The sequence below is a fragment of the Enterobacter cloacae complex sp. IR5450 genome (genome assembly GCF_049238665.1).
In the GTDB taxonomy this organism is placed as follows: domain Bacteria; phylum Pseudomonadota; class Gammaproteobacteria; order Enterobacterales; family Enterobacteriaceae; genus Enterobacter; species Enterobacter hormaechei_C.
The window spans coordinates 1-23,587 of the sequence record NZ_JBMKIC010000051.1 but is presented as its reverse complement, the minus strand read 5'-3'; the positions used below and the strand labels follow the sequence as shown (position 1 = coordinate 23,587).

Genomic DNA, 23,587 nt, shown 5'->3' with positions numbered 1-23,587 from the left:
AAAAAGCTGGGAAAAGAGTACAGTAATATGGTCATGGTGGCATGACCATATTACTGGGGATCCCTCAGCCCTGTGGGAGAGGGCTGAGGTGAGGGCATCAGGCCGCAGTGGGCCTGATGACACGCTTAATTGCGGAACGGATTCGTGCCGCTGCTGGCAGGTGAGGTGCTACGCGCTGCCGCTGGCTGTGCAACCGGGGTGCTGCTGTTAGCGGTGAAATTATCCACGGCGGCATCCTGCTGTGGATTTTCCGGCGCGACGCTGTCAGGCGACGTGGAAACCGGTTTGCCCAGCGTGCTGTTCAGCATTTGCAGATCCTGCTCGTTCAGCGTACCCAGCGCCTGCTTGATGTTCAGCTGGTTGATCAAGTACTGGTAACGCGCACTGGAGAGCTGCTGTTTCGCGTTGTACAGCGTGGTCGTTGCGTCTAACACATCAACGATAGTACGCGTACCGACGGAGTAACCCGCTTCCATCGCGTCCAGAGAGCTTTGCGCAGAGACAACGGCCTGTTTATAGGCGTTGATGCTGCTGATGGACGCGTTCACGTTGTTGAAGGAAGAACGCACGGTCTGGACCACGTTGCGGTGCGCGCTTTCAAGCTGCTCGCTCGCGCCTACGAAGTTGTACTGCGCCTGCTTAACCTGAGAGTTAACCATCCCGCCCTGGTACAGCGGCAGAGAGAAGCTCAGGCCAACTTTGTTCTGGCCCATATTGTTGTCGTCATACTGGGCAGTGTTGGTTTTAGAACCGCTGTAGCTGGTATCCGATACGCCGGTAGAGGCGCTCAGGCTCAGGGTTGGCAGGTGACCATCCTGTGCAAGACGGATCTGCTCGCGCGCCAGGTCCTGGCTCAGGCGTGCCTGCAGCAAGGTCAGGTTGCGGTTTTCCGCCTCTTTCAGCAGGGCGTTAACCGCCTGCGGCTTGTCTGTTTTGAAGCTGTCCACGTTCAGAGAGGCCAGCTCAGGATAGTAGTTACCGGTGACCTGACGCAGTGCTTCCAGCGCGTTGTCGAGGTTGTTACGTGCGGTCACTTCGTTTGCCAGTACGGTGTCGTACTGTGAACGGGCGTTCTGTACGTCAGTGATGGCGACCAGGCCCACGTTGAAGCGCTGGGTGGTTTGATCTAACTGACGATAAATCGCCTGTTTCTGCGCTTCGGTGTAGGAGAGGGCGTCAATCGCGCTCAGTACGTTGAAGTAGGCGGTCGCGGTATTCAGGATCAGCGTCTGCTGATCTGTCTGATAGGTCACATCCTGGATGCCCGCGCTCTTTTCCTGCAAGCTCAGCTCACGCCATTTGGACATGTCGAACAGGGTTTGCGTTAACTGTAAAGAGGCGCTGGTGGCATTCGAGTTGATGCCGTTATTATCGCGAAAACCGTTAGTGTAGGTATAATCTGCACCTAAGCCTAACTGCGGCAGCAGTGGACTACGTGCTTCGTTAATCTTTTCAAACGCAGCATCACGATCGGCCGCTGATTTACGTAAATCAGGGTTGCCCAGACGTGCCTGCTGGTAGACCTGTAACAGGTTCTCTGCCTGGCTCATTGCACTGAAGCCCGTCAGGCTCAGGCCGATAAGGATGGGGAGCAATTTCTTCATTTGCATTCCTTGTTGTGAAGCAGTATTAGCGCTGATCTAATTAAAAATAATTGCCGATTCTAACAGAATCATCCACACCAAAAGGTTGGCGTAACGTGCCATCTGGCGGTATTTTGCTCCAATCTACCATATAGCCATACAAACGGCAGCCAAACAGCCTTGAAATTCACAATTTCATCACCATTGCTACCAGGACTCGACCGATGCAAAAACCAGAAAACGTGCCTGTCACCTTCGCCAAAAACGATGTAGAAATTATTGCACGAGAAACGCTTTATAGCGGTTTTTTTTCAATGGAACTTTACCGTTTCAGGCATCGTCTGTTTAACGGTGAGATGAGCGGTGAAATCAAACGCGAAATTTTTGAGCGCGGGCATGCGGCTGTGTTGCTACCCTATGACCCAGTGCGTGACGAAGTTGTGCTGGTCGAGCAGGTGCGTATTGCGGCTTATGATACCAGCGAAACGCCGTGGTTGCTGGAGATGGTGGCCGGGATGATCGAAGAAGGTGAGTCGGTCGAAGACGTCGCTCGCCGCGAGGCGCTGGAAGAGGCGGGCCTGGTGGTTGGCCGGACGAAGCCGGTGTTGAGCTACCTGGCAAGCCCGGGTGGGACAACGGAACGTTCATCTATTATGGTGGGCGAAGTGGACGCCACGACAGCGGAAGGGATCCATGGTCTGGCAGATGAAAACGAAGATATTCGGGTTCATGTGGTGAGTCGGGAGCTGGCTTACCAGTGGGTAGAAGAGGGGAAAATCGACAACGCAGCGTCTGTCATCGCTCTGCAATGGCTACAGCTGCATTATCAGACATTACGACACGAGTGGAAAAAATGAAGCGTTATACACCTGACTTCCCAGAAATGATGCGCCTGTGCGAAACCAATTTCGCCCAGCTGCGCCGCCTGCTGCCGCGAAACGACGCGCCCGGCGAAACGGTGAGCTATCAGGTGATCAACGCGCAGTATCGGTTAACGATAACAGAATCAACGCGCTACACTACGCTGGTGGAGATTGAGCAAACGGCGCCGAGCATCAGCTACTGGAGCCTGCCGTCGATGACGGTACGTCTTTATCATGACGCGATGGTCGCTGAAGTGTGTTCAAGCCAGCAGATCTTTCGCTTTAAAGCGCGGTATGATTATCCGAATAAAAAGTTGCATCAACGCGACGAAAAGCATCAAATTAACCAGTTTTTAGCCGACTGGCTAAGATATTGTTTAGCACATGGAGCAATGGCGATTCCGGTTTGTTAGCGTCATAAACCTACCTAAGGACACCATTTGGAAAGCCTGTTGAACCTGACTGTTGCTGGTGGGGCGCCAGTCAGGATATTACAAATCACCGACACCCACCTTTTTGCCGAAAAGCATGAGACGCTTCTGGGCGTGAACACCTGGGAGAGTTATCAGGCGGTTCTTGACGCGATCCATGCTGAAAAGCGGCCATGCGATCTGATCGTCGCGACGGGCGATCTGGCGCAGGATCAATCCTCCGCAGCCTATCAGCATTTTGCTGAAGGGATTGCGAGCTTTAGCGTGCCTTGCGTCTGGCTGCCGGGCAATCACGATTTTCAGCCCGCGATGTACAGTTCGCTTCAGGATGCGGGGATTTCACCGGCAAAATGTGTCTTTGCGGGGGACCAGTGGCAAATTCTGCTCCTCGACAGTCAGGTGTTTGGCGTTCCGCACGGTGAGTTGAGCGACTATCAGCTTGACTGGCTGGAGACAAAACTGGCCGCCGAACCGAATCGCAATACGCTGCTGTTACTGCATCATCACCCGCTGCCGGCGGGCTGTAGCTGGCTCGATCAGCACAGCTTACGCAACTCTGCGGCGCTGGACGGCGTGCTGGCGAAATTCCCGCGCGTAAAAAATTTGCTGTGCGGTCATATTCACCAGGAACAGGATCTCGACTGGAACGGTCGACGTCTGCTCGCGACGCCCTCTACCTGCGTGCAGTTTAAGCCGCACTGCGCCAACTTTACGCTGGATACCATCGCACCGGGCTGGCGCTGGCTGGAGCTGCATGCCGATGGCTCGCTGACCACCGAAGTTTGCCGTCTGGCCGGGGCACAATTCCGCCCGGATACCGCTTCGGAAGGCTATTGATGTCGACGCTTCTCTATCTACATGGGTTTAACAGCTCACCGCGATCGGCGAAAGCGACGCAGCTTCGCCAGTGGCTGAGCGCGCATCATCCCCACGTGGAGATGATTATTCCGCAGTTGCCCCCTTATCCGGCGGATGCGGCAGAGATGCTGGAATCGCTAGTGCTGGAACACGGCGGCGAATCGTTTGGCGTTGTCGGGTCGTCGCTCGGCGGCTACTACGCCACCTGGCTGTCGCAGTGCTTTATGTTGCCCGCTGTCGTCGTCAACCCGGCGGTCCGGCCATTTGAGCTGTTAAGGGACTTTCTTGGCGAAAACGAGAACCCCTACACCGGCCAACAATATGTGCTAGAGTCACGCCATATTTACGATCTCAAAGTTATGCAGGTCGACCCGCTTGAAGCGCCCGATCTTATCTGGCTGCTGCAACAGACGGGAGATGAAGTGCTGGATTACCGCCAGGCAGTGGCGTATTACGCATCCTGCCGCCAGACTGTAGAAGAGGGCGGTAACCATGCTTTCACGGGCTTTGAAGATCATTTCACCCAGATTGTCGATTTTCTTGGACTGCACAGCCACTGACAATCAATGCGAATTGCTAGCTTAAATCATGACGCAAACCTATAACGCTGATGCCATTGAGGTACTCACCGGGCTTGAGCCGGTTCGCCGCCGCCCGGGGATGTACACCGATACGACGCGCCCAAACCACCTGGGCCAGGAAGTAATTGATAACAGTGTGGACGAAGCGCTGGCAGGCCATGCCAAACGCGTGGACGTTATCCTGCACGCCGATCAGTCGCTGGAAGTCATCGACGACGGCCGCGGCATGCCGGTAGATATCCACCCGGAAGAGGGTGTTCCCGCCGTTGAGCTGATCCTCTGTCGTCTGCACGCGGGCGGTAAGTTCTCCAACAAAAACTACCAGTTCTCCGGCGGCTTGCACGGCGTGGGGATCTCCGTGGTTAACGCCCTGTCAAAGCGCGTGGAAGTGAACGTCCGTCGCGACGGCCAGGTGTATAACATCGCGTTTGAAAACGGCGAAAAAGTGCAGGATTTGCAGGTCGTCGGGACGTGCGGTAAACGCAACACCGGCACCAGCGTCCACTTCTGGCCTGACGAAAGCTTCTTCGACAGCCCACGCTTTTCTGTTTCCCGCCTGACGCACCTGCTGAAAGCCAAAGCGGTGCTGTGCCCGGGCGTGGAAATCACCTTTAAAGACCACGTTAATAATACCGAACAAACCTGGTGCTACGCCGATGGTCTGAACGACTACCTGTGCGAAGCGGTTAACGGCCTGCCAACCCTGCCGGAAAAACCGTTCGTCGGGAATTTCGAAGGCGATACTGAAGCGGTGGACTGGGCGCTGCTATGGCTGCCGGAAGGCGGCGAGCTGCTGACCGAAAGCTACGTTAACCTGATCCCCACTATGCTCGGCGGGACCCACGTCAACGGCCTGCGTCAGGGGCTGCTGGATGCGATGCGCGAATTCTGCGAATACCGCAACATTCTGCCGCGCGGCGTGAAGCTGTCGGCGGAAGATATCTGGGATCGCTGCGCCTACGTGCTTTCCGTGAAAATGCAGGATCCGCAGTTTGCCGGTCAGACTAAAGAGCGCCTGTCGTCACGCCAGTGTGCGGCGTTCGTCTCCGGCGTGGTGAAAGATGCCTTTACCCTGTGGCTGAACCAGAACGTTCAGGCCGCGGAAATGCTGGCTGAAATGGCGATCTCCAGTGCCCAGCGTCGTCTGCGCGCGGCGAAGAAAGTGGTGCGTAAAAAGCTGACCAGCGGCCCCGCGCTGCCGGGCAAGCTGGCGGACTGTACCGCGCAGGATCTCAACCGCACCGAGCTGTTCCTGGTGGAAGGAGACTCGGCAGGCGGATCGGCCAAGCAGGCGCGGGATCGTGAATATCAGGCGATCATGCCGCTCAAGGGTAAGATCCTCAACACCTGGGAGGTCTCGTCTGATGAAGTGCTGGCCTCGCAGGAAGTACACGACATCTCGGTTGCGATCGGTATCGATCCGGACAGCGACGATCTGAGCCAGTTGCGCTACGGCAAGATCTGCATTCTCGCGGATGCGGACTCCGATGGCCTGCACATCGCCACGCTGCTCTGTGCGCTGTTTGTGAAGCATTTCCGCGCGCTGGTGAAAAACGGTCACGTCCACGTGGCGCTGCCGCCGCTGTACCGAATCGACCTCGGCAAAGAAGTTTACTATGCACTGACGGAAGAAGAGAAAGCGGGCGTGCTGGAACAGCTTAAGCGCAAGAAGGGCAAACCGAACGTTCAGCGCTTTAAGGGGCTGGGTGAGATGAACCCGATGCAGCTGCGTGAAACCACGCTGGATCCGAATACCCGCCGTCTGGTGCAGCTGACCATCAGCGATGAAGATGAACAGCAAACTAACGCCGTGATGGACATGCTGCTGGCCAAGAAACGTTCTGAAGATCGACGTAACTGGCTACAGGAGAAAGGCGACATGGCGGATATAGAGGCCTGATACACGCTGTCTTTTTGCCGGGTGGCGGCTGCGCCTTACCCGGCCTACTTAACCCGTAGGCCCGTGCAAGCGTAGCGCCGCCGGACAAGAAATGCAGCTCATCACGATGAATGGTTTTTCCGGTACTGCAACGGCGTCTCGCCAATCCCCTTTTTAAACGCGCTGATAAACCACGTCACGTCGGAAAATCCCGCCTGTGCGGCAATGTCACGCACGCTCGAATCAGTGTGGAGTAAACACTCGCACGCCTTACGCAACCTTAGCGTGTTCAGGTAGTCGTGAATTTTTTCGCCTGTTTCCGCATGGAATCTTCGCGATACGTAACTGCGCGATTTACCCAGCTCTGCAGCCAGCGCATCCAGACGAAATTTCTCCTGATAATGCTCGTCGAGCCAGATCATGACCTGGCTGGCGATCCCCTGGCTGTTGCCCGGCTCGCCGTCGCGATCGTCGGGCAGCATCGCGAACAGGCCGATCAGCAGGCTGGCGATGCTCTCGCCGTTCATCGGCGGTTTATAGCAGCTAAACAGATGGTCGATATGGTGGTGACAGTGGGCTAAATCGGCGACCCACGCTTCGCCGCCACGGCGTGACAGCCGCTCCAGGCGCTGCCGGGTCTGGAGAAAATCCCGCAGGATCTTCAGCACCGCGTGCTGGTCGAGATGAATAATGGTGCGGCGGTAAATTGCCTCCGCCTGTTCGTCCACCATGACCTTGTGCAGCGTAAAAGGCGGGAAGAAAAACAGTCGTCCGGGGCGCATGGTGTAGTGACGATTATCGACAATCGCCACGTCAAAGCCCTCTTCCACATAGAGGATCTCCAGACACTGATGCCAGTGATGGTAGCGCACCGTATTGGCAAACAGGCGGCTGAACGAGGCCACGGTATCGTTCAGGGCGATCAGTTCCAGAAGGTCGGTTGTCGGCGTGTCGCGCATAGTGCAATAAAACTCAACTTTTTCCTGTCTGATCGTCTTTATAAACCACCTTTTTAAATTTTCTCAACTGGAGGTTTATTCATCGTTCATGCCTGTGACATGGCTAACATTTCTGCACCTTGCGGATTCACTATGCTTTGCCGCAGTTGATTACGAGGGCGAACCTATGTGGGCGGCAAACAAAGAAAAATCAAATTCGTTGTCTTCACGCCAGGAGGTAGTGGCGTCGTTGAATGCACTTTTACAGGCGCTGGACACGCAATTTCCGGCGAACCGTTCACGATTCCCGCTGGGCGACACCTGCGCCCATTACACAGCGGATATTGCGCAGATGGAGGGACTTTCCCGCGCGCTGTGGGGGCTGTTTCCGCTGATGGCGTCCGGCGAAAGCACGCCGTTCAGCGAGAAGTACCTTACTGCCATTAAGCTTGGTACCGACCCGCAAAGCAGCGGTTACTGGGGTGAAACCGGCCCGTACGATCAGCGTCTGGTGGAGATGGCGGCCTACGGTCTGGGGCTCGCTCTGCTGGGAGATAAACTCACCGCGCGCTTTACCGGTCGCGAGGTGATGAACCTGCACGCGTGGCTCAACCAAATCACCGACGCGCAGATGCCGGACAGCAACTGGAACTATTTTGCCATTATGGTTCAGCTAGGCTTTAAGCGCGCCGGCCTGCCGTACGATCAGGACGCCATTGACCACCGCTTTGCGCTGATGGACGCCTACTACCTCGGCGACGGCTGGTATTCCGACGGTCCCGGCCGCCCGAAAGATTACTACATCTCCATGGCTTTCCATTTCTACGGCCTGATTTACGCCACCCTGAGTAACGACGAGGCGAGGGCGAATGTGCTGCGCGAGCGCTCGCGCCTCTTCGCGGAAGACTTTATCTACTGGTCCGCCGCCGATGGCGCCTCGGTGCCGTTTGGCCGCAGCCTGACCTACCGCTTTGCCATGGTTGCCTTCTGGAGCGCGGTGGCCTTTTCTCAGCTGGACGTCTTCACCCCGGGCATCGTGAAAGGCATTGTGCTGCGGCATCTGCGCTGGTGGCAGCAGCAGTCGATTGTCGATCGCGACGGCATTCTCACCCTGGGGTTTGCGTATCCGAACCTGGCGATGTGCGAGGATTACAACTCCCCCGGTTCACCGTACTGGGCGCTGAAAACCTATCTGATCCTGGCGCTGCCGGAAGCACACCCGTTCTGGCAGGCGGAAGAACAACCGCTGCCCGCGCTTGCTGAAAAACATGTGATTCCGCATGCGCAGCAGATCCTGATGCATTCGAAAGATTCGCAGCACGTCGTCATGCTCACCGCCGGTCAGCTGGAACTGAACAACTACGTCAACACCGAAGCGAAATACACCAAATTTGCCTACTCCAGCCGCTTCGGATTCACCCTTGAGCGCGGGCGTTTTGGCCTGAAGCATGCCGCCTGCGATTCCATGCTGCTGCTGGCGGACGGAGATGACTATTTCCGCGGTCGTCGCGAGTGCGAAGAGGTTCGGGTGGATGAAAATTACATTTTCTCGCGCTGGTCGCCGTGGCGCGACGTGCAGATTGCGACCTGGCAGATCCCGTTCGGGGAGTGGCACCTGCGCCTGCACCGTATCAACAGCACGCGCACTCTGCAAACCGTCGAGGGCGGCTTTGCGGTGATGAAAACCGCCCACCAGGTGCGCGAACGCGGTTGTTATCTGTTGGCTGAAAACGGCAGCAGCGTCATTGTCGATCTTTCGCCGATCATTCAGCGCCAGCCAGACAGCATCGTCACGCCGCCGAACAGCAGCATTATGTTTGCGGAGTGCGCCTCCATTCCGCTGTTAAAAGCTGACCTCCCGCAAGGGGAAAGCTGGCTCTGTTGCGCCGTTCTGGCTGGCGGAAGACAGCTCGCTGCGGCGACGCCGCAGCTGAATATAACCCATAGCCGGGTCGTCATTAGCGAACCCGGAAGCGAACGTAAGCTGTCGTTCACATTATAAAAATCTGACCCTACACGTCGGCGAGGATGATATGAAAAGCACATCGACAACCAACAGAACTGAATATTACAAAATCAGTAGCTTTATCTTTCTCTATTTCTTTACCTGGTCTGCCAGTATTGGACTGCTGGCGATCTGGCTTGGCCAGAAAGCCAATCTCAGCGGCTCGGTGATTGGAACCGTTTTTGCGGTGAACGGGATATTCTCCGTAATTCTTAAACCGATCTACGGCTATATTCTCGATAAGATCGGCATGAGCAAATACCTGCTCTATTTTGTGGTGATCATGTCGGCCCTGATGGCGCCGTTCTTTATTTACGTATACCAGCCGCTGTTAATGTCTAATACCCTGCTGGGGATTATTATCGGCGCGCTCTATTTAAGCTTTGCCTGGTACGCGGGCGTGGCGGCGTGTGAATCGTATTCTGACCGCTTTAGCCGCTTAAACGGCATGGAGTTCGGGCAGATCCGTATGTGGGGATCGCTCGGCTGGGCGGTGGCGTCATCCTTCTCCGGCCTGCTGTTCAACCTCTCACCGGCGTATAACTTTATTCTCGGCAGCGTGGCTTCGGTGGTGATGCTGATCGTCCTGCTGAGCCTGAAAGTGAACACTAACTCCATTCACGCGGGCGAGGTGCTGACGAAAGAGAAAATCGCCCCGTCAGACGTTTACGCCCTACTGCGAAACCGCAAATTCTGGGCCTTCTGCCTGTACGTGGCGGGCGTGGCGTGGATGATGTTTATCGCCGAGCAGCAGTTCTCGCGCTATTTCGTCACCTTCTTCGACGATATTCACCAGGGCAACGCGGTATTCGGTTATCTCGGGACCGTGCAGTCGGGCATGGAGTTCGTCATGTATATGGTGATCCCGCTGTTTGTGAACTTTATTGGCGCCAAACGCGGGCTATTAATTGTCGGGCTGGTGGTCGGGGCGCGTCTGATTATTTCCGGCATGTGTGATTCTCACCTGTTAATTTCAGTGCTTAAGCCGCTGTACGGTCTGGAAATTTGTCTCCTGCTGGTGTCGGTATTTAAATATATCGCCGAGCATTTCGACAAGCGCGTCAATGCCACCATGTATTTACTCGGCTATCAGGCGATGCTCTACGTTGGCAACGTGGTGGTCTCTTCCCCTGCCGGCTATATGTATGACCGTATTGGCTTTGAGCACACCTATATCATCATGGGCGCAACGGCGCTGACCTTTACCCTTATTTCTGCTTTTACGTTATCCGCCTGTCAGAGCAAATGGCGCGGGGCTCGTGCGCTGAATGTAGCAGAAACGTCAACACGATAAATTACGCCGTCAAAGAAGGAACCGAAATATGTTAAGTCGTATCAAAGAAGAACGTCTGCCAGTTATCGCTGCGCCCGTTGACTCCCGCACATTCAGCGATGAACTGAATTCGGCGCGCAGCCACGTTCTGGACCTGATTAGCCGTCATTTAACGGAGTTCGGCGACAAATTCCCGGCGGAAACCTGCCAGAAAGGTTTTTATCCGCTGACTGACAACGTGGAGTGGACCACCAGCTTCTGGACCGGGCAGCTGTGGCTGGCGTGGGAGATGAGCGGCGAGGAAAAATTCCGTGCGATGGCGGAAAAACACGTGCGCTCGTTTGGCCTGCGCATCGCCGGGCGCAACGACACCAATACCCACGATTTAGGCTTCCTTTACACGCTCTCCTGCGTAGCCGCGTGGCGGCTGACCGGAAACCGCGAGGCGCGCGGCTTCTCGCTGCTGGCGGCGGAAGCCCTGCTGGAACGCTTCCACGAGAAGGCGAAGATCATCCAGGCGTGGGGCGATCTCTCCGATCCGGAGCAGGCCGGGCGAATGATCATCGACTGCAACATGAACCTGCCGCTGCTCTACTGGGCAACAGAGCAGACGGGCGATCCGCGCTTTGCCGACGCCGCAAAAGCGCACGTCATGCAGGCGGCGACGTATCTCATTCGTGACGATGCCTCCACCTTCCACACCTACTATATGGATGTGGCAACCGGCGCACCGCGCTACGGCAACACCCAGCAGGGCTACGCCGACGACTCCTGCTGGTCGCGCGGGCAGGCTTGGGGCATTTACGGTTTCCTGCTGAGCTATATCTATACCGGCGACGAGACGATGATCGCTCTGTCAAAACGGCTGGCGAACTACTTCCTCAATCGCCTGCCGGAAGACTACGTCTGCCACTGGGATCTGGCGCTGGTGGGCACCGACGCGCTGCGTGACTCTTCCTCGGCGGCAATTGCGGTGTGTGGACTGCTGGAGCTGGTGAAACATCTGCCGGTCACAGATCCGGATCGCGAACGTTACCTCGAATGGGCGAAAGGGATTATGTCCTCGCTGACAAAGCACTATCTGATGGGTAAAGAAGAGAAGGGCAACGGGCTGCTTAAGCACTCTGTGTATCACCTGGCGAGCAATAAAGGCGTGGATGAGTGCGCGAGCTGGGGCGATTACTTCTACGTCGAGGCGCTGGTGCGCTTCACACAGAGCTGGAAGCTGTACTGGTAACGGGCAGCGGTATCACCACCCAAGCACCTCTTTAATGGCGCGCCGGTAGGGCGTATCAAGCTGGGCAGGCACGCGGCAAATATAGTCCCGCGCATGGCTGCGGGTCTGTCCGCTGAGGCCGTCGAGATAAGCGATGGCCTCGTCCACGGCAGGAACCCTGCCTTCCTGCGACGCGCTTCTCGGCGGAAGCCCGGTCCAGATGATCGCTTCAATACCTTTCTCCCTGGCCCATGTTGTCAGGATACCCGTGTCGCGTCCGGTGATTAGCAACGAGCCAATGCCATCGCAGCGATCCTCGGGAATGGCTTCGCGCTCACGCAAAGCGCGGCAGGCCACGCTCAACGTTGTGGCCTCCAGCCATGCCCAAAGCACCGGCACGGCAGGGGCATTCATACAGATGGCGGTCGCCAGTTCACCGCCATCACTGACCCGACAGAACTCGACGGGCAAAGAAGGCCCGTCGGTTTGCCACTCACCGGCTACCGGTAGCGCGCCGCTTTTCCAGATTAACGAGCCCCAGCCAAGACAAGCGATTTTCATGCTGTTCCTCTGCGCGACGTGAACCAATAGCCTCAGACGTTATGCCTTAGGAATACGCAGCGTCTGGCCGGGATAAATTTTATCCGGGCTGGAGAGCATCGGGCGGTTCGCCTCAAAGATCTTGTTGTACTGATTGGCATCGCCGTACACGGTTTTAGAGATGGCGCTCAGGGTATCGCCGGATTTCACCGTATAGTAGGTTGCTTCATCTTTGGCGTCTGTCGCGGTGATATTGTTCTCCACCTCGCTGACGCCCGCGATGTTGCCGACGGCGACCTGGATTTTTTCTTTCTGCTCCTGCGTTAGCCCGTCGCCCGTTACGCTGGCCTTGCCATCGGTGACGTTAACCTGAACTTTATCGGAACCGGGAATGTTGAGTTTCTTGAGGTGCTCGGTGATTTTGTCGCTCTGACCCTTATGATCGGTCAGGTTGTCCCAAAGCTTTTCGCCTGCTTCTTTCACGAAGTTAAAAAGACCCATTCCATCCTCCTGTTAAACATGAAGTCAGAATAAGCATAGCAGTTGAGCGGTAAGGTGATAAAAAAAGCCCGGTGGCGTTAACGCTTACCGGGCCTGCGGGGGAAAGTTGTAGGCCGGGTAAACGTAGTGCCACCCGGCAAATTTCACAGAACTTAAACCCCTTGCTCCAGAATACGGATGTGGGTTTCCAGAACGTCCCCTTTCACCGCGTCGCTCCACGCTTTCATATGCGCGGTCTGCAAATGGGCTTCAAGGTGTGCGACGGTTTCCCACTGCTCCACCATGATGATGGAGTCTGGCGCGGTCGCCTGGAAGCTTGCGCTGGTGGCGGCGTCTACCATCGGCGCGTAGCCGTGGCAGCCTTCTTCTTTCAGTACGGTCGGGATGATCTTCGCGAACTCATCCAGTACTGCCTGGCGGTGATGTTGGCCAGGACGCGTACGGATTTCAGCAATAACGGTAAGCATAATTAACTCCTTCTAATTCCAGGCTACCAGTTAAGCAAAAATTTCCGCGAGATGCTTGCGATATTCTGCGATATAGCGCGGGACGTCCGGCATTTTAATTACGTCGTTGACGATAAAGGTCGGCAGCGGCTCCATTCCCAGGAACTGATTCGCCTTGTGGAACGGCAGATACGCGCCGTCTACGCCCACGCCTTCGAAGAACTGATCGTTCTCGGTGAAGGCTTCCAGCGGCGCGTTCCAGGTCAGGGAGAGCATATATTTTTTGCCCTGAATCAGACCGCCGGAACCGTATTTTTTAGACGCATCTGAACGGGTGCGGCCGTCGCTGGCATACAGCGAACCGTGACCTTCGGTAAACACATCGTCCATGTATTTTTTCACGGTCCACGGTGCGCCCATCCACCAGCCCGGCATCTGCCAGATCACCACGTCGGCCCACAGGAAGTTCTGCACTTCGGCCTTCACGTCATAATCGCTGTCCGCGCGCACGACCTTAACATCATGTCCGGCGTCGCGCAGGAAACCATCCGCGACCTCGGTCAGGGTGTCATTGAGCTGGCCTTTAGAGTGCGCAAATTCTTTCGCGCCGTTGATAATCATAATGTTGCTCATTATTTGTCCTCGATGATGAGAGTATGCCGGGTATTCTACGCGCGAGGACGGAGCGGAAAAATAAGCAAAATGTGCAAAGTCTTTTGCGCTCAGCGCAATAATCTTACCAGCTGACGGTCACTGCAAAGCCCCCTTCCGGCGCATTGCCCAGCGAGACGCGCATCCCGTGCAACGCCGCGATACGCTTGACGATAGACAACCCCAGACCGCTGCCGGTGGCGTCCTGGCCCGGTGGACGATAAAAGCGCTCGCCGAGACGCGTCAGCGCATCGGTTGAAATGCCCGGGCCGTTGTCGCGCACGGTAAAGCTTTGGGTGTTCAGCGTCACGTCCACCACGCTGCCGCGCGGGCTGTAACGAACGGCGTTGTCCAGCAGGTTACGCGCCAGCAGGCTCAGCAGTAGCGGCTGTCCGTGACGCATCACCTCGGGCGCATTAACGTTGAGCCGAACATCAATGCCCGCCTGCTGCGCCGGATGCCAGATATCCAGCACCGCGGATTGCAGCAAATCAGCCATCATCACGGGTTCGACGTCATCAAGATTATCCAGTGAATCCAGGCGCGACAGGGTGAGAAGCTGGTCCACCAGCCGGGAGGCGCGGTCGATGCCTGCATGCAATTGCCCCAGCGCTTTAGACTGCGCCCCGGGATCGTCAAGGGAAAGCTGCGCCACGTCGGTTTGCACCTTCAGCGCGGCCAGCGGGCTGCGTAACTCATGGGCGGCATCCGAGGTGAAGCGACGCTCGCGGGCCATCATCTCCTGCGTACGGGCGAAAAGATGGTTAAGCGCATCAAGCAGGGGGCGAACCTCCGTCGGCACGCCGTGGGTGGGCAGCGTATCGGTCGCATCCGGGGAGCGCGAGCGCAGGGTCTGCGCCAGCTTTTTCAGCGGTTTCAGTTCCCGGCTCAGCAGAACAATCAGCAACAGCAGCATTACGGGCAGCGCCACCAGCCACGGCGTCAGCTGCGAGCTGACCACGTCCAGCGCCATATCCTGTCGGTACTCCCACTCCTGGCCAACCACCACGCGGTATTTCCCGTCCGGAGAAGTCAGCCACAGGAAACGCCATTCGTCGTTGTCATCCTGCAACCGACCGTCATCAAACCCGTCCCGGCGGTAGAGGTAAGGTATGTCGCGCCCGTTTTCGCCGTCGTTAAGCACCATGCTGCCGTCGGCGGTGAAGATTGCGAAGGCCAGCGCATCGTCGTCAAGATGGCCGTGTTTGGCTTTTTTCGGCACCTCGCGCATGCGTTCCGGGGCGCGAAGTTCGTCCACGTCCATCGTCAGCAGCCGTTTGGCAAACAGCATCTGCTGGGTATCGAACAGCTTATCGAGCTTGTCGGTCGTCTGGTGCCAGGCCACCACGCTTGCGGCAAACCAGGCCGCCAGGGACAGCAGCAAAAAGAGGAGCGTCAGGCGCAGCTTCAGGCTCAGGCGTTGGGTCAGTTTCATGCGTCACCCAGGGTATAACCGATGCCGTGCACGGTGCGGATAAAGTCGCTGCCGAGCTTGCGGCGTAAATGATGAACGTGGACTTCGACAGCGTTGCTGGAGACGTCATCATCCCAGTTGTAGAGCTTCTCCTCGATGGCCTTGCGCGGCAGCACGCGGCCCGCGTTGCGCATCAGCAGTTCCAGCAGGGCGAACTCTTTGGGTTTGAGCACCAGCGTTTCGCCCTCCAGCGTGGCGACAAGGCTTGCCGGATCGAGCGTGACCTTGCCGTGACGCAGCTCGCTGCGCGCCTGCCCGTGGCTGCGGCGTACCAGCGCTTCCAGACGGGCCGCCACTTCAATTAGCGCGAACGGCTTACACAGGTAATCATCCGCCCCCAGGCGTAACCCTTCGACGCGCTGATTCAGCGCATCCCGCGCGGTCAGGATCAGCACCGGTTCGCTCTTTCCGCTTTCGCGCCAGGCGCGCAGGATCTCAAGCCCGTCGATTTCCGGCAGCGTCAGATCAAGCACCACGGCATCATACGGCGCGGTGTACAGGGCCGCCTGCCCGGTTTTCCCGTCGGTAAACCAGTCCACGTTAAAGCCCATTTTGCTTAAGCCCGCTTTGATGCCGTCGCCAATGAGCTTGTCGTCTTCTACCAGTAAAATGCGCATATTTCCTCCTTGATGCCGTCAGTAAACCTTCTGCAAGCGCCTGCTGTACAGTAAAAATAAATAAATTTTCCCCTTAAGAAGTTGTTAAGGTTTACCCTGTTTAATGGATTGTGAAACGACATTAAAGGGAGAGATAAAGATGAAAAAATTCGCTGCAATTGCTGCCATCATGATGATGACCACGGCCCCTGTCTTCGCTGCACAGGGTGGCTTCTCTGGCCCATCTGCGACACAGAATCAGACGCAAACCCAGCAGGGTGGCTTTGTCGATAACAACGCCAACCTCACCACCGCGGCTAAAGTGAAAGACCTGAAGGACGATGCTTGGGTGAAGCTGCGCGGGAACATTACCGAGCGCCTGTCCGATGACCGTTACACCTTCCGCGATGAAAGCGGCACGGTGGTGGTGGAGATCGACCACAAGCGCTGGAACGGCGTGACGGTGACGCCGCAGGATAAAGTCGAACTCCAGGGTAAAATCGATAAAGACTGGAACGAGTTTGAAATCGACGTGAAGCAGGTTATCAAGCTGAACAAATAACCCGGAAAGGGCCGCATGAGCGGCCCTTTTTCTTTGTGACTCAACTCGCCAGATGAGGTAGTATCTGCGGCAATATTGCCTGAAACCCATCGGTTTCTGAGTTGAGGAATCACACGTAATGAGCGATATGGCAGAGCGCCTCGCGCTACATGAATTCACGGAAAATGCCTACCTGAACTACTCCATGTACGTCATCATGGACAGGGCGTTGCCGTTTATCGGGGATGGCCTGAAGCCCGTTCAGCGCCGCATCGTCTATGCGATGTCCGAACTGGGGCTGAACGCTACCGCCAAGTTCAAGAAATCCGCCCGTACCGTCGGCGACGTGCTGGGTAAATACCATCCGCACGGCGACAGCGCCTGCTATGAAGCGATGGTGCTGATGGCCCAGCCGTTCTCTTATCGCTATCCGTTGGTGGATGGCCAGGGGAACTGGGGGGCGCCGGACGATCCGAAATCCTTCGCGGCAATGCGTTATACCGAATCTCGCCTGTCTAAATATGCCGAAGTGCTGTTGGGCGAGCTGGGGCAGGGCACGGTCGACTGGGTGCCAAACTTCGACGGTACGATGCAGGAGCCGAAAATGCTGCCTGCGCGTCTGCCGAACATCCTGCTAAACGGCACGACCGGTATCGCCGTGGGCATGGCGACGGACATTCCGCCGCACAACCTGCGTGAAGTGGCAAAAGCGGCCATCACCCTGATTGAGCAGCCAAAAACCTCGCTGGACGATCTGCTGGATATCGTGCAGGGGCCGGACTATCCGACCGAAGCCGAGATCATCACCTCGCGTGCGGAAATCCGCAAAATCTACCAGAACGGTCGCGGCTCCGTGCGCATGCGCGCGGTGTGGAATAAAGAGGATGGTGCCGTGGTGATCACCGCGCTGCCGCACCAGGTGTCGGGTGCCAAAGTGCTGGAACAGATCGCCACCCAGATGCGCAATAAAAAGCTGCCGATGGTGGACGACCTGCGCGACGAATCGGACCACGAAAACCCGACCCGTCTGGTGATCGTGCCGCGCTCTAACCGCGTGGACATGGAGCAGGTGATGAACCACCTGTTCGCCACTACCGATCTGGAAAAAAGCTACCGCATCAACCTGAACATGATTGGTCTGGACGGTCGTCCGGCGGTGAAAAACCTGCTGGAGATCCTCACCGAATGGCTGGCCTTCCGCCGCGATACGGTGCGCCGCCGTCTGAACCATCGCCTGGAAAAAGTGCTTAAGCGCCTGCATATCCTCGAAGGTTTGCTGGTGGCGTTCCTCAACATTGACGAAGTGATCGAGATCATTCGTACCGAGGACGAACCTAAGCCTGCCCTGATGTCGCGCTTTGGCATCAGCGAAACCCAGGCCGAAGCGATCCTCGAACTGAAATTGCGCCATCTCGCCAGACTGGAAGAGATGAAGATCCGCGGCGAGCAGAACGAACTGGAAAAAGAGCGCGATCAGCTTCAGGCGATTCTGGCGTCCGAGCGCAAGATGAACACTCTGCTGAAGAAAGAGTTGCAGGCCGATGCCGACGCCTTTGGCGACGACCGTCGTTCTCCGCTGCACGAGCGCGAAGAGGCGAAGGCGATGAACGAGCACGACATGCTGCCGTCCGAGCCGGTAACCATCGTGCTTTCCCAGAGCGGCTGGGTGCGTAGCGCCAAAGGCCACGATATCGACGCGCCGGGTCTGAGCTACAAATCCGGTGACAGCTTCAAGGCGGCGGTGAAGGGCAAGAGTAACCAGCCGGTGGCGTTTATCGACTCCACGGGCCGCAGCTACGCCATTGACCCGATCACGCTGCCGTCTGCGCGCGGCCAGGGCGAACCGCTCACCGGTAAGCTGACGCTGCCGCCGGGTGCCACGGTTGAGCATATGCTGATGGAAGCCGACGATCAAAAACTGCTGATGGCGTCTGATGCGGGCTACGGCTTTATCTGTACCTTCAACGATCTGGTGTCGCGTAACCGTGCCGGTAAAGCGCTGATTAGCCTGCCGGATAACGCACACGTCATGCCGCCGCTGATCATCGAGAACGAAAGCGACATGCTGCTGGCGATCACCGCTGCCGGACGTATGCTGATGTTCCCGGTCAGCGATTTGCCGGAGCTGTCGAAAGGCAAGGGCAACAAGATCATCAGTATCCCGTCAGCGGAAGCGGCAAAAGGCGAAGATAGCCTCGCGCATCTCTTCCTGCTGCCGCCGCAGAGCACGCTGACCATTCATGTCGGCAAGCGTAAAATCAAACTGCGTCCGGAAGAGTTGCAGAAGGTGGTGGGTGAGCGCGGACGTCGCGGCTCACTGATGCGCGGCCTCCAGCGAATCGACCGCGTGGAGATTGACTCGCCGGCGCGCAGCAAAGCGGACGACAGCGAAGAGTAACCTGTTTCATCCCCCTCTTTCCGGAGGGGGTATTACCATAAAATTTCCCGTAAAAACGTTGTTAATTCGTGCGTTGCGATTAACAATACGCGCTCGTAATAAAGTCCTTACCTGGCCACAGGTGAAGTATAATTGTCAGCTGTCAGGGCTTCAGAGGTCGCTATGCTATACATTGTTCGTCTCATTCTTACCGTTATTTATTGCATTCTGGTCTGTATTTTCGGATCGATTTATTGCCTGTTCAGCCCGCGTAACCCAAAGCATGTCGCGACGTTTGGCCACATGTTTGGTCGTCTTGCGCCGCTGTTTGGCCTGAAGGTTGAAAAGCGTCTGCCTGAAGGGGCGGAGAATTTCGGTAACGCCATCTATATCGCTAACCATCAGAACAACTACGATATGGTGACGGCCTCAAATATTGTTCTTCCGCCGACCGTAACCGTGGGCAAAAAAAGCCTGCTGTGGATCCCCTTTTTCGGCCAGCTGTACTGGCTCACCGGTAACTTGCTGATTGACCGCAACAACCGCGCCAAAGCGCATGGCACCATTGCGGAAGTGGTGGATCAGTTTAAAAAGCGCCGGATTTCCATCTGGATGTTCCCGGAAGGGACGCGCAGCCGTGGTCGCGGCCTGCTGCCGTTCAAGACCGGCGCGTTTCATGCTGCAATTGCGGCTGGCGTTCCAATTATTCCCGTGTGTGTTTCCAATACATCGAATAAGATTAATCTTAACCGTCTGAATAACGGACTGGTCATTGTCGAAATGCTGCCGCCGGTAGATACCTCTAAATACGGTAAAGACCAGGTGCGCGAGCTGGCCACGCACTGCCGCGAGCTGATGGCTCAGCATATTGCGCAGCTCGATAAAGAAGTTGCAGAGCGAGAAGCCGCCGGTAAGATTTAACCCGGTGTCGTGTAAGGGAAAACGAATTCCCGCGTTGTTAGTCGTTTCAGATGGAGCTTATATGTCACTCAGTCGGCGTCAGTTTATTCAGGCTTCGGGTATCGCCCTTTGTGCGGGTGCGATGCCGCGGACAGCCAGCGCCGCCGGGCAGCAACAGCCGCTGCCTATTCCGCCGTTGATTGAATCCCGTCGCGGGCAGCCGCTATTCCTCACGCTTCAGCGTAGCCACTGGTCCTTTACCCAGGGAACGCGCGCGCAGGTATGGGGCATTAACGGACGCTACCTCGGGCCGACCATTCGCGTGTGGAATGGCGATGACGTTAAGCTCATCTACAGTAACCGTACGACGGAAAATGTCGCGATGACCGTCAGTGGTTTGCAGGTGCCGGGGCCGCTGATTGGCGGCGCGGCACGCATGATGTCGCCGAATGCCGACTGGGCGCCCGTCCTCCCGATTCGTCAGAGCGCGGCGACATTGTGGTATCACGCCAATACCCCGAACCGCACCGCCCAGCAGGTCTACAACGGCCTGGCCGGAATGTGGCTGATTGAAGATGAGGTCAGTAAAACGCTGCCGATCCCGAATCACTACGGCGTCGATGATTTCCCGATCATTATTCAGGATAAGCGACTGGATAACTTTGGTACCCCGGAGTACAGCGAGCCGGGCAGCGGTGGCTTTGTGGGCGATACGCTGCTGGTTAACGGCGCGCAAAGCCCGTATGTCGAAGTGTCTCGTGGCTGGGTGCGCCTGCGTCTGCTGAATGCCTCTAACTCGCGCCGCTACCAGTTGCAGATGAGCGACGGCCGCGCGCTGCACGTGATTTCAGGCGATCAGGGGTTATTACCTGCGCCGGTGTCAGTGAAGCAGCTGGCGCTGGCGCCAGGCGAACGTCGTGAAATCCTCGTGGATATGACCAACGGGGATGAAGTGTCCGTGACCTGCGGCGAAGCGGCAAGCATTGTTGACCGTATTCGCGGCTTCTTTGAACCGTCGAGCGTGCTGGTCTCCACGCTGGTGCTGACGCTGCGCCCGACCGGCCTGTTGCCGCTGGTGACCGACAGCCTGCCGATGCGCCTGCTGCCGCAGGAAATTGTGACCGGCCCGGCAGTACGCAGTCGCGATATCAGCCTTGGCGACGATCCGGGCATCAACGGCGCGCTGTGGGACGTAAACCGTATTGATATCACCGCCCAGCAGGGAACCTGGGAGCGCTGGACCGTCCGCTCGGAGATGCCGCAGTCGTTCCATATTGAAGGGGTGTCATTCCTGATCCGCAACGTCAACGGGGCGATGCCGTTCCCGGAAGACAGGGGCTGGAAAGATACCGTCTGGGTGGATGGCCAGGTCGAACTGCTCGTCTACTACGGTCAGCCTTCCTGGCCGCACTTCCCGTTCCTGTTCCACAGCCAGACCCTGGAGATGATGGACAGGGGATCGGTAGGGCAGATGCTGGTGAATCCGGCACCGTAAAACACTTTCTCCCTCTCCCTGTGGGAGAGGGTTGGGGTAAGGGCAACAGCCCGCACAATACCCCTTCATTTCCCCCGGTAAACCAGCGTATAATCCCGCTCCTTTTGTCTATTTTTTCTTCGGAAGCATTATGAGCGCTATTTCCCTGATCCAGCCGGATCGCGACCTCTTCTCCTGGCCCCAGTACTGGGCAGCCTGCTTTGGACCGGCGCCGTTCCTGCCGATGTCCCGGGAAGAGATGGATCAACTGGGCTGGGACAGCTGCGATATCATTCTGGTGACGGGCGATGCGTATGTCGATCACCCGAGCTTTGGCATGGCGATCTGCGGCCGTATGCTTGAAGCCCAGGGCTTCCGCGTGGGGATCATCTCCCAGCCTGACTGGAACAGCAAAGACGACTTTATGCGTCTGGGCAAGCCTAACCTGTTCTTCGGCGTGACCGCGGGCAACATGGACTCGATGATCAACCGCTATACCGCCGACCGTAAGCTGCGCCATGACGACGCTTATACGGCTGACAACGTGGCGGGTAAACGTCCCGACCGCGCGACCCTCGTCTACACCCAGCGATGCAAAGAAGCATGGAAAGACGTGCCGGTGATCCTGGGCGGCATCGAAGCGAGCCTGCGCCGTACCGCACACTATGACTACTGGTCCGACACCGTGCGCCGTTCGGTGCTGGTGGATTCGAAAGCCGACATGCTGATCTTCGGTAACGGTGAGCGTCCGCTGGTAGAGGTGGCACACCGTCTGGCGCAGGGCGAAGCGGTCAGCGAGATCCGCGACGTGCGCAACACCGCGATCATGGTGAAAGAGGCGCTGCCGGGCTGGAGCGGGGTGGATTCCCGCATTATCGATATGCCGGGCAAAATCGATCCTATCCCGCATCCGTACGGTGACGATTTGCCGTGCGCGGATAACAAACCGGTTGAGCCGAAAAAAGCGGAAGCAAAGGCCGTGGTGGTGCAGCCGCCGCGTCCGAAGCCGTGGGAAAAAACCTATGTGCTGCTGCCGTCCTACGAAAAAGTAAAAAGCGATAAAGTACTCTACGCCCACGCGTCGCGCATCTTACACCATGAAACCAACCCCGGCTGCGCGCGAGCGCTGATGCAAAAGCACGGCGAGCGCTATATCTGGGTTAACCCGCCGGCGATCCCGCTCTCTACCGAAGAGATGGACAGCGTGTTTGCTCTGCCGTACAAGCGTGTACCGCATCCGTCATATGGCAGCAGCCGCATTCCGGCGTACGAGATGATTCGTTTCTCGATCAACATCATGCGCGGCTGCTTCGGCGGGTGCTCCTTCTGTTCGATCACCGAACACGAAGGCCGTATTATTCAGAGCCGTTCCGAAGAGTCGATTGTTAACGAGATCGAAGCCATTCGCGACACGGTGCCGGGCTTTACCGGTGTGATCTCCGATCTGGGTGGTCCAACGGCCAACATGTACATGCTGCGCTGTAAATCGCCGCGCGCCGAGCAGACCTGCCGTCGTCTCTCCTGCGTCTATCCGAGCATTTGCGAGCATATGGACACCAACCACGAGCCGACGATCAACCTTTACCGTCGCGCCCGTGACCTGAAAGGCATCAAGAAGATCCTGATCGCCTCCGGCGTGCGTTACGACATTGCGGTAGAAGATCCGCGCTACATTAAAGAGCTGGCGACGCACCACGTTGGCGGTTATCTGAAGATCGCCCCGGAGCACACCGAAGAAGGTCCGCTGTCCAAAATGATGAAGCCGGGCATGGGCAGCTATGACCGCTTTAAACAGCTGTTTGATACCTATTCAAAACAGGCGGGGAAAGAGCAGTATCTGATCCCATACTTCATCTCCGCACACCCCGGCACCCGTGATGAAGACATGGTGAACCTGGCGCTGTGGCTGAAGCAGCGTCGATTCCGTCTGGATCAGGTGCAGAACTTCTACCCGTCGCCGCTCGCCAACTCGACGACCATGTATTACACCGGCAAAAACCCGCTGAGTAAGATTGGTTATAAGAGCGAAGACGTGGTGGTGCCGAAAGGGGATAAACAGCGCCGTCTGCATAAAGCGCTGCTGCGCTATCACGATCCGAAAAACTGGCCGCTGATCCGCCAGGCGCTGGAAGAGATGGGGAAAAAGCACCTGATCGGCTCGCGTCGTGATTGCCTGGTGCCTGCGCCAACGCTGGAAGAGATGCGCGAAGCGCGCCGCCAGAACCGCAACACGCGCCCGGCGCTGACCAAACATACCCCGATTGCGCATCAGCGTTCGAATGGTGTTGCGGGAACGAAGAAGAACGTAAAACGTAAGACCGGTTAAACCTGTAACAATACCCGGTGGCGCTGCGCTTACCGGGTCTACAGGTCTAACCCTCTCCCCCCGGGGCTGAGGGTTCCCCAGAAAAATGAAAAGCACGATGAAGTGTGATCTACTGGTTGCGCTAACAAATCAGA

Annotated in this window: 21 protein-coding genes; 13 read left to right on the top strand and 8 right to left on the bottom strand. The window is 57.0% G+C overall.

The genetic code is table 11. The features are described 5' to 3' along the window. Positions 1-125: 125 nt before the first annotated feature. The gene (gene tolC, locus ACOTYB_RS23420; RefSeq protein ID WP_023314865.1) at positions 126-1,604 is read right to left on the bottom strand and encodes an outer membrane channel protein TolC; all 1,479 of its coding nucleotides are present in this window, start codon (positions 1,602-1,604) and stop codon (positions 126-128) included. Positions 1,605-1,807: 203 nt separating this feature from the next. On the opposite strand from tolC, the gene nudF reads away from it, so the two are divergent. From nudF to parE, 5 genes are read left to right on the top strand one after another with little or no spacing between them, the layout of a single operon-like run. After that, positions 1,808-2,440 (top strand): ADP-ribose diphosphatase, encoded by a 633-nt coding sequence (nudF, locus tag ACOTYB_RS23415; protein WP_003862517.1) that lies wholly within the window; start codon positions 1,808-1,810, stop codon positions 2,438-2,440. Then, a complete protein-coding gene (locus ACOTYB_RS23410; protein ID WP_421765890.1) occupies positions 2,437-2,859 on the top strand; it encodes a DUF1249 family protein in 423 nt (140 codons plus the stop codon). The genes nudF and ACOTYB_RS23410 overlap by 4 nt, the downstream gene beginning before the upstream one ends. Before the next feature lie 27 nt (positions 2,860-2,886). After that, positions 2,887-3,714 carry a 3',5'-cyclic-AMP phosphodiesterase gene (cpdA, locus tag ACOTYB_RS23405; protein WP_023314864.1) on the top strand — a complete coding sequence of 276 codons (828 nt, stop codon included), beginning with the start codon at positions 2,887-2,889 and terminating at the stop codon, positions 3,712-3,714. Beyond that, a complete protein-coding gene (gene yqiA / locus ACOTYB_RS23400; RefSeq protein WP_023314863.1) occupies positions 3,714-4,295 on the top strand; it encodes an esterase YqiA in 582 nt (193 codons plus the stop codon). The genes cpdA and yqiA overlap by 1 nt, the downstream gene beginning before the upstream one ends. A 28-nt stretch (positions 4,296-4,323) precedes the next feature. Beyond that, positions 4,324-6,216: a DNA topoisomerase IV subunit B gene (parE, locus tag ACOTYB_RS23395; protein WP_003862513.1), complete on the top strand. Its 1,893-nt coding sequence runs from the start codon at positions 4,324-4,326 to the stop codon at positions 6,214-6,216. 101 nt (positions 6,217-6,317) lie between these two features. Here parE and ACOTYB_RS23390 read toward each other — a convergent pair whose 3' ends face one another. After that, positions 6,318-7,154 (bottom strand): helix-turn-helix transcriptional regulator, encoded by an 837-nt coding sequence (locus ACOTYB_RS23390; RefSeq protein WP_220153348.1) that lies wholly within the window; start codon positions 7,152-7,154, stop codon positions 6,318-6,320. A gap of 166 nt (positions 7,155-7,320) precedes the next feature. Between ACOTYB_RS23390 and ACOTYB_RS23385 the strand changes: the two genes are divergently transcribed. The 3 genes from ACOTYB_RS23385 to ACOTYB_RS23375 are packed head-to-tail and all read left to right on the top strand — an operon-like array spanning position 7,321 to position 11,648. After that, positions 7,321-9,135 (top strand): DUF2264 domain-containing protein, encoded by a 1,815-nt coding sequence (locus ACOTYB_RS23385; protein ID WP_045343330.1) that lies wholly within the window; start codon positions 7,321-7,323, stop codon positions 9,133-9,135. 31 nt (positions 9,136-9,166) lie between these two features. Then, entirely contained in the window at positions 9,167-10,432 is a 1,266-nt protein-coding gene (locus tag ACOTYB_RS23380; RefSeq protein WP_045345594.1) for an oligosaccharide MFS transporter, read from the top strand. A gap of 28 nt (positions 10,433-10,460) precedes the next feature. Beyond that, a complete protein-coding gene (locus ACOTYB_RS23375; RefSeq protein ID WP_032607914.1) occupies positions 10,461-11,648 on the top strand; it encodes a glycoside hydrolase family 88 protein in 1,188 nt (395 codons plus the stop codon). 12 nt (positions 11,649-11,660) lie between these two features. Here the strand turns inward: ACOTYB_RS23375 and ACOTYB_RS23370 are convergent, their stop codons facing one another. The 6 genes from ACOTYB_RS23370 to qseB all read right to left on the bottom strand — a co-directional run bounded on the left by ACOTYB_RS23370 (position 11,661) and on the right by qseB (position 15,856). Next, on the bottom strand, positions 11,661-12,188 hold the full coding sequence (locus tag ACOTYB_RS23370; RefSeq protein ID WP_032607912.1) for a hypothetical protein: 528 nt from the start codon (positions 12,186-12,188) through the stop codon (positions 11,661-11,663). A gap of 39 nt (positions 12,189-12,227) precedes the next feature. After that, positions 12,228-12,668 (bottom strand): peptidoglycan-binding protein LysM, encoded by a 441-nt coding sequence (gene lysM / locus ACOTYB_RS23365; protein ID WP_003862507.1) that lies wholly within the window; start codon positions 12,666-12,668, stop codon positions 12,228-12,230. A gap of 152 nt (positions 12,669-12,820) precedes the next feature. After that, positions 12,821-13,135 carry a putative quinol monooxygenase gene (locus ACOTYB_RS23360; RefSeq protein ID WP_003862506.1) on the bottom strand — a complete coding sequence of 105 codons (315 nt, stop codon included), beginning with the start codon at positions 13,133-13,135 and terminating at the stop codon, positions 12,821-12,823. Positions 13,136-13,165: 30 nt separating this feature from the next. Continuing rightward, a complete protein-coding gene (locus ACOTYB_RS23355; RefSeq protein WP_409249066.1) occupies positions 13,166-13,747 on the bottom strand; it encodes an NAD(P)H-dependent oxidoreductase in 582 nt (193 codons plus the stop codon). Positions 13,748-13,850: 103 nt separating this feature from the next. Further along, positions 13,851-15,200, bottom strand: a complete 1,350-nt coding sequence (gene qseC / locus ACOTYB_RS23350) for a quorum sensing histidine kinase QseC (RefSeq protein WP_063869532.1) — start codon at positions 15,198-15,200, stop codon at positions 13,851-13,853. Beyond that, positions 15,197-15,856: a quorum sensing response regulator transcription factor QseB gene (gene qseB, locus ACOTYB_RS23345; protein WP_023323747.1), complete on the bottom strand. Its 660-nt coding sequence runs from the start codon at positions 15,854-15,856 to the stop codon at positions 15,197-15,199. The genes qseC and qseB overlap by 4 nt, the downstream gene beginning before the upstream one ends. A gap of 139 nt (positions 15,857-15,995) precedes the next feature. Here qseB and ACOTYB_RS23340 point away from each other — a divergent pair, with 139 nt between their 5' ends. The 5 genes from ACOTYB_RS23340 (at position 15,996) to ACOTYB_RS23320 (ending at position 23,453) form a co-directional block, all read left to right on the top strand. Beyond that, complete coding sequence (locus tag ACOTYB_RS23340; protein ID WP_003862501.1) at positions 15,996-16,397, top strand: YgiW/YdeI family stress tolerance OB fold protein; 402 nt, start codon at positions 15,996-15,998, stop codon at positions 16,395-16,397. 118 nt (positions 16,398-16,515) lie between these two features. Next, positions 16,516-18,774 carry a DNA topoisomerase IV subunit A gene (parC, locus tag ACOTYB_RS23335; protein ID WP_047654211.1) on the top strand — a complete coding sequence of 753 codons (2,259 nt, stop codon included), beginning with the start codon at positions 16,516-16,518 and terminating at the stop codon, positions 18,772-18,774. 162 nt (positions 18,775-18,936) lie between these two features. Beyond that, complete coding sequence (gene plsC, locus ACOTYB_RS23330; RefSeq protein ID WP_003862497.1) at positions 18,937-19,674, top strand: 1-acylglycerol-3-phosphate O-acyltransferase; 738 nt, start codon at positions 18,937-18,939, stop codon at positions 19,672-19,674. Between the two features lie 61 nt (positions 19,675-19,735). After that, positions 19,736-21,148 (top strand): cell division protein FtsP, encoded by a 1,413-nt coding sequence (gene ftsP, locus ACOTYB_RS23325; protein ID WP_017384056.1) that lies wholly within the window; start codon positions 19,736-19,738, stop codon positions 21,146-21,148. Between the two features lie 130 nt (positions 21,149-21,278). After that, entirely contained in the window at positions 21,279-23,453 is a 2,175-nt protein-coding gene (locus ACOTYB_RS23320) for a YgiQ family radical SAM protein (protein WP_023323746.1), read from the top strand. Positions 23,454-23,587 lie beyond the last annotated feature (134 nt).

What these genes read in the sequence shown, in the direction of transcription:
- ACOTYB_RS23390 (WP_220153348.1), bottom strand. Translation starts at nt 7,154, where the DNA reads ATGCGCGACACGCCGACAACCGACCTTCTGGAACTGATCGCCCTGAAC.
- ACOTYB_RS23340 (WP_003862501.1), top strand. Translation starts at nt 15,996, where the DNA reads ATGAAAAAATTCGCTGCAATTGCTGCCATCATGATGATGACCACGGCC.
- qseC (WP_063869532.1), bottom strand. Translation starts at nt 15,200, where the DNA reads ATGAAACTGACCCAACGCCTGAGCCTGAAGCTGCGCCTGACGCTCCTC.
- qseB (WP_023323747.1), bottom strand. Translation starts at nt 15,856, where the DNA reads ATGCGCATTTTACTGGTAGAAGACGACAAGCTCATTGGCGACGGCATC.
- ACOTYB_RS23375 (WP_032607914.1), top strand. Translation starts at nt 10,461, where the DNA reads ATGTTAAGTCGTATCAAAGAAGAACGTCTGCCAGTTATCGCTGCGCCC.
- ACOTYB_RS23355 (WP_409249066.1), bottom strand. Translation starts at nt 13,747, where the DNA reads ATGAGCAACATTATGATTATCAACGGCGCGAAAGAATTTGCGCACTCT.
- yqiA (WP_023314863.1), top strand. Translation starts at nt 3,714, where the DNA reads ATGTCGACGCTTCTCTATCTACATGGGTTTAACAGCTCACCGCGATCG.
- ACOTYB_RS23380 (WP_045345594.1), top strand. Translation starts at nt 9,167, where the DNA reads ATGAAAAGCACATCGACAACCAACAGAACTGAATATTACAAAATCAGT.
- tolC (WP_023314865.1), bottom strand. Translation starts at nt 1,604, where the DNA reads ATGAAGAAATTGCTCCCCATCCTTATCGGCCTGAGCCTGACGGGCTTC.
- nudF (WP_003862517.1), top strand. Translation starts at nt 1,808, where the DNA reads ATGCAAAAACCAGAAAACGTGCCTGTCACCTTCGCCAAAAACGATGTA.
- parE (WP_003862513.1), top strand. Translation starts at nt 4,324, where the DNA reads ATGACGCAAACCTATAACGCTGATGCCATTGAGGTACTCACCGGGCTT.
- ACOTYB_RS23385 (WP_045343330.1), top strand. Translation starts at nt 7,321, where the DNA reads ATGTGGGCGGCAAACAAAGAAAAATCAAATTCGTTGTCTTCACGCCAG.
- parC (WP_047654211.1), top strand. Translation starts at nt 16,516, where the DNA reads ATGAGCGATATGGCAGAGCGCCTCGCGCTACATGAATTCACGGAAAAT.
- lysM (WP_003862507.1), bottom strand. Translation starts at nt 12,668, where the DNA reads ATGGGTCTTTTTAACTTCGTGAAAGAAGCAGGCGAAAAGCTTTGGGAC.
- ACOTYB_RS23370 (WP_032607912.1), bottom strand. Translation starts at nt 12,188, where the DNA reads ATGAAAATCGCTTGTCTTGGCTGGGGCTCGTTAATCTGGAAAAGCGGC.
- ACOTYB_RS23320 (WP_023323746.1), top strand. Translation starts at nt 21,279, where the DNA reads ATGAGCGCTATTTCCCTGATCCAGCCGGATCGCGACCTCTTCTCCTGG.
- ACOTYB_RS23410 (WP_421765890.1), top strand. Translation starts at nt 2,437, where the DNA reads ATGAAGCGTTATACACCTGACTTCCCAGAAATGATGCGCCTGTGCGAA.
- ACOTYB_RS23360 (WP_003862506.1), bottom strand. Translation starts at nt 13,135, where the DNA reads ATGCTTACCGTTATTGCTGAAATCCGTACGCGTCCTGGCCAACATCAC.
- plsC (WP_003862497.1), top strand. Translation starts at nt 18,937, where the DNA reads ATGCTATACATTGTTCGTCTCATTCTTACCGTTATTTATTGCATTCTG.
- ftsP (WP_017384056.1), top strand. Translation starts at nt 19,736, where the DNA reads ATGTCACTCAGTCGGCGTCAGTTTATTCAGGCTTCGGGTATCGCCCTT.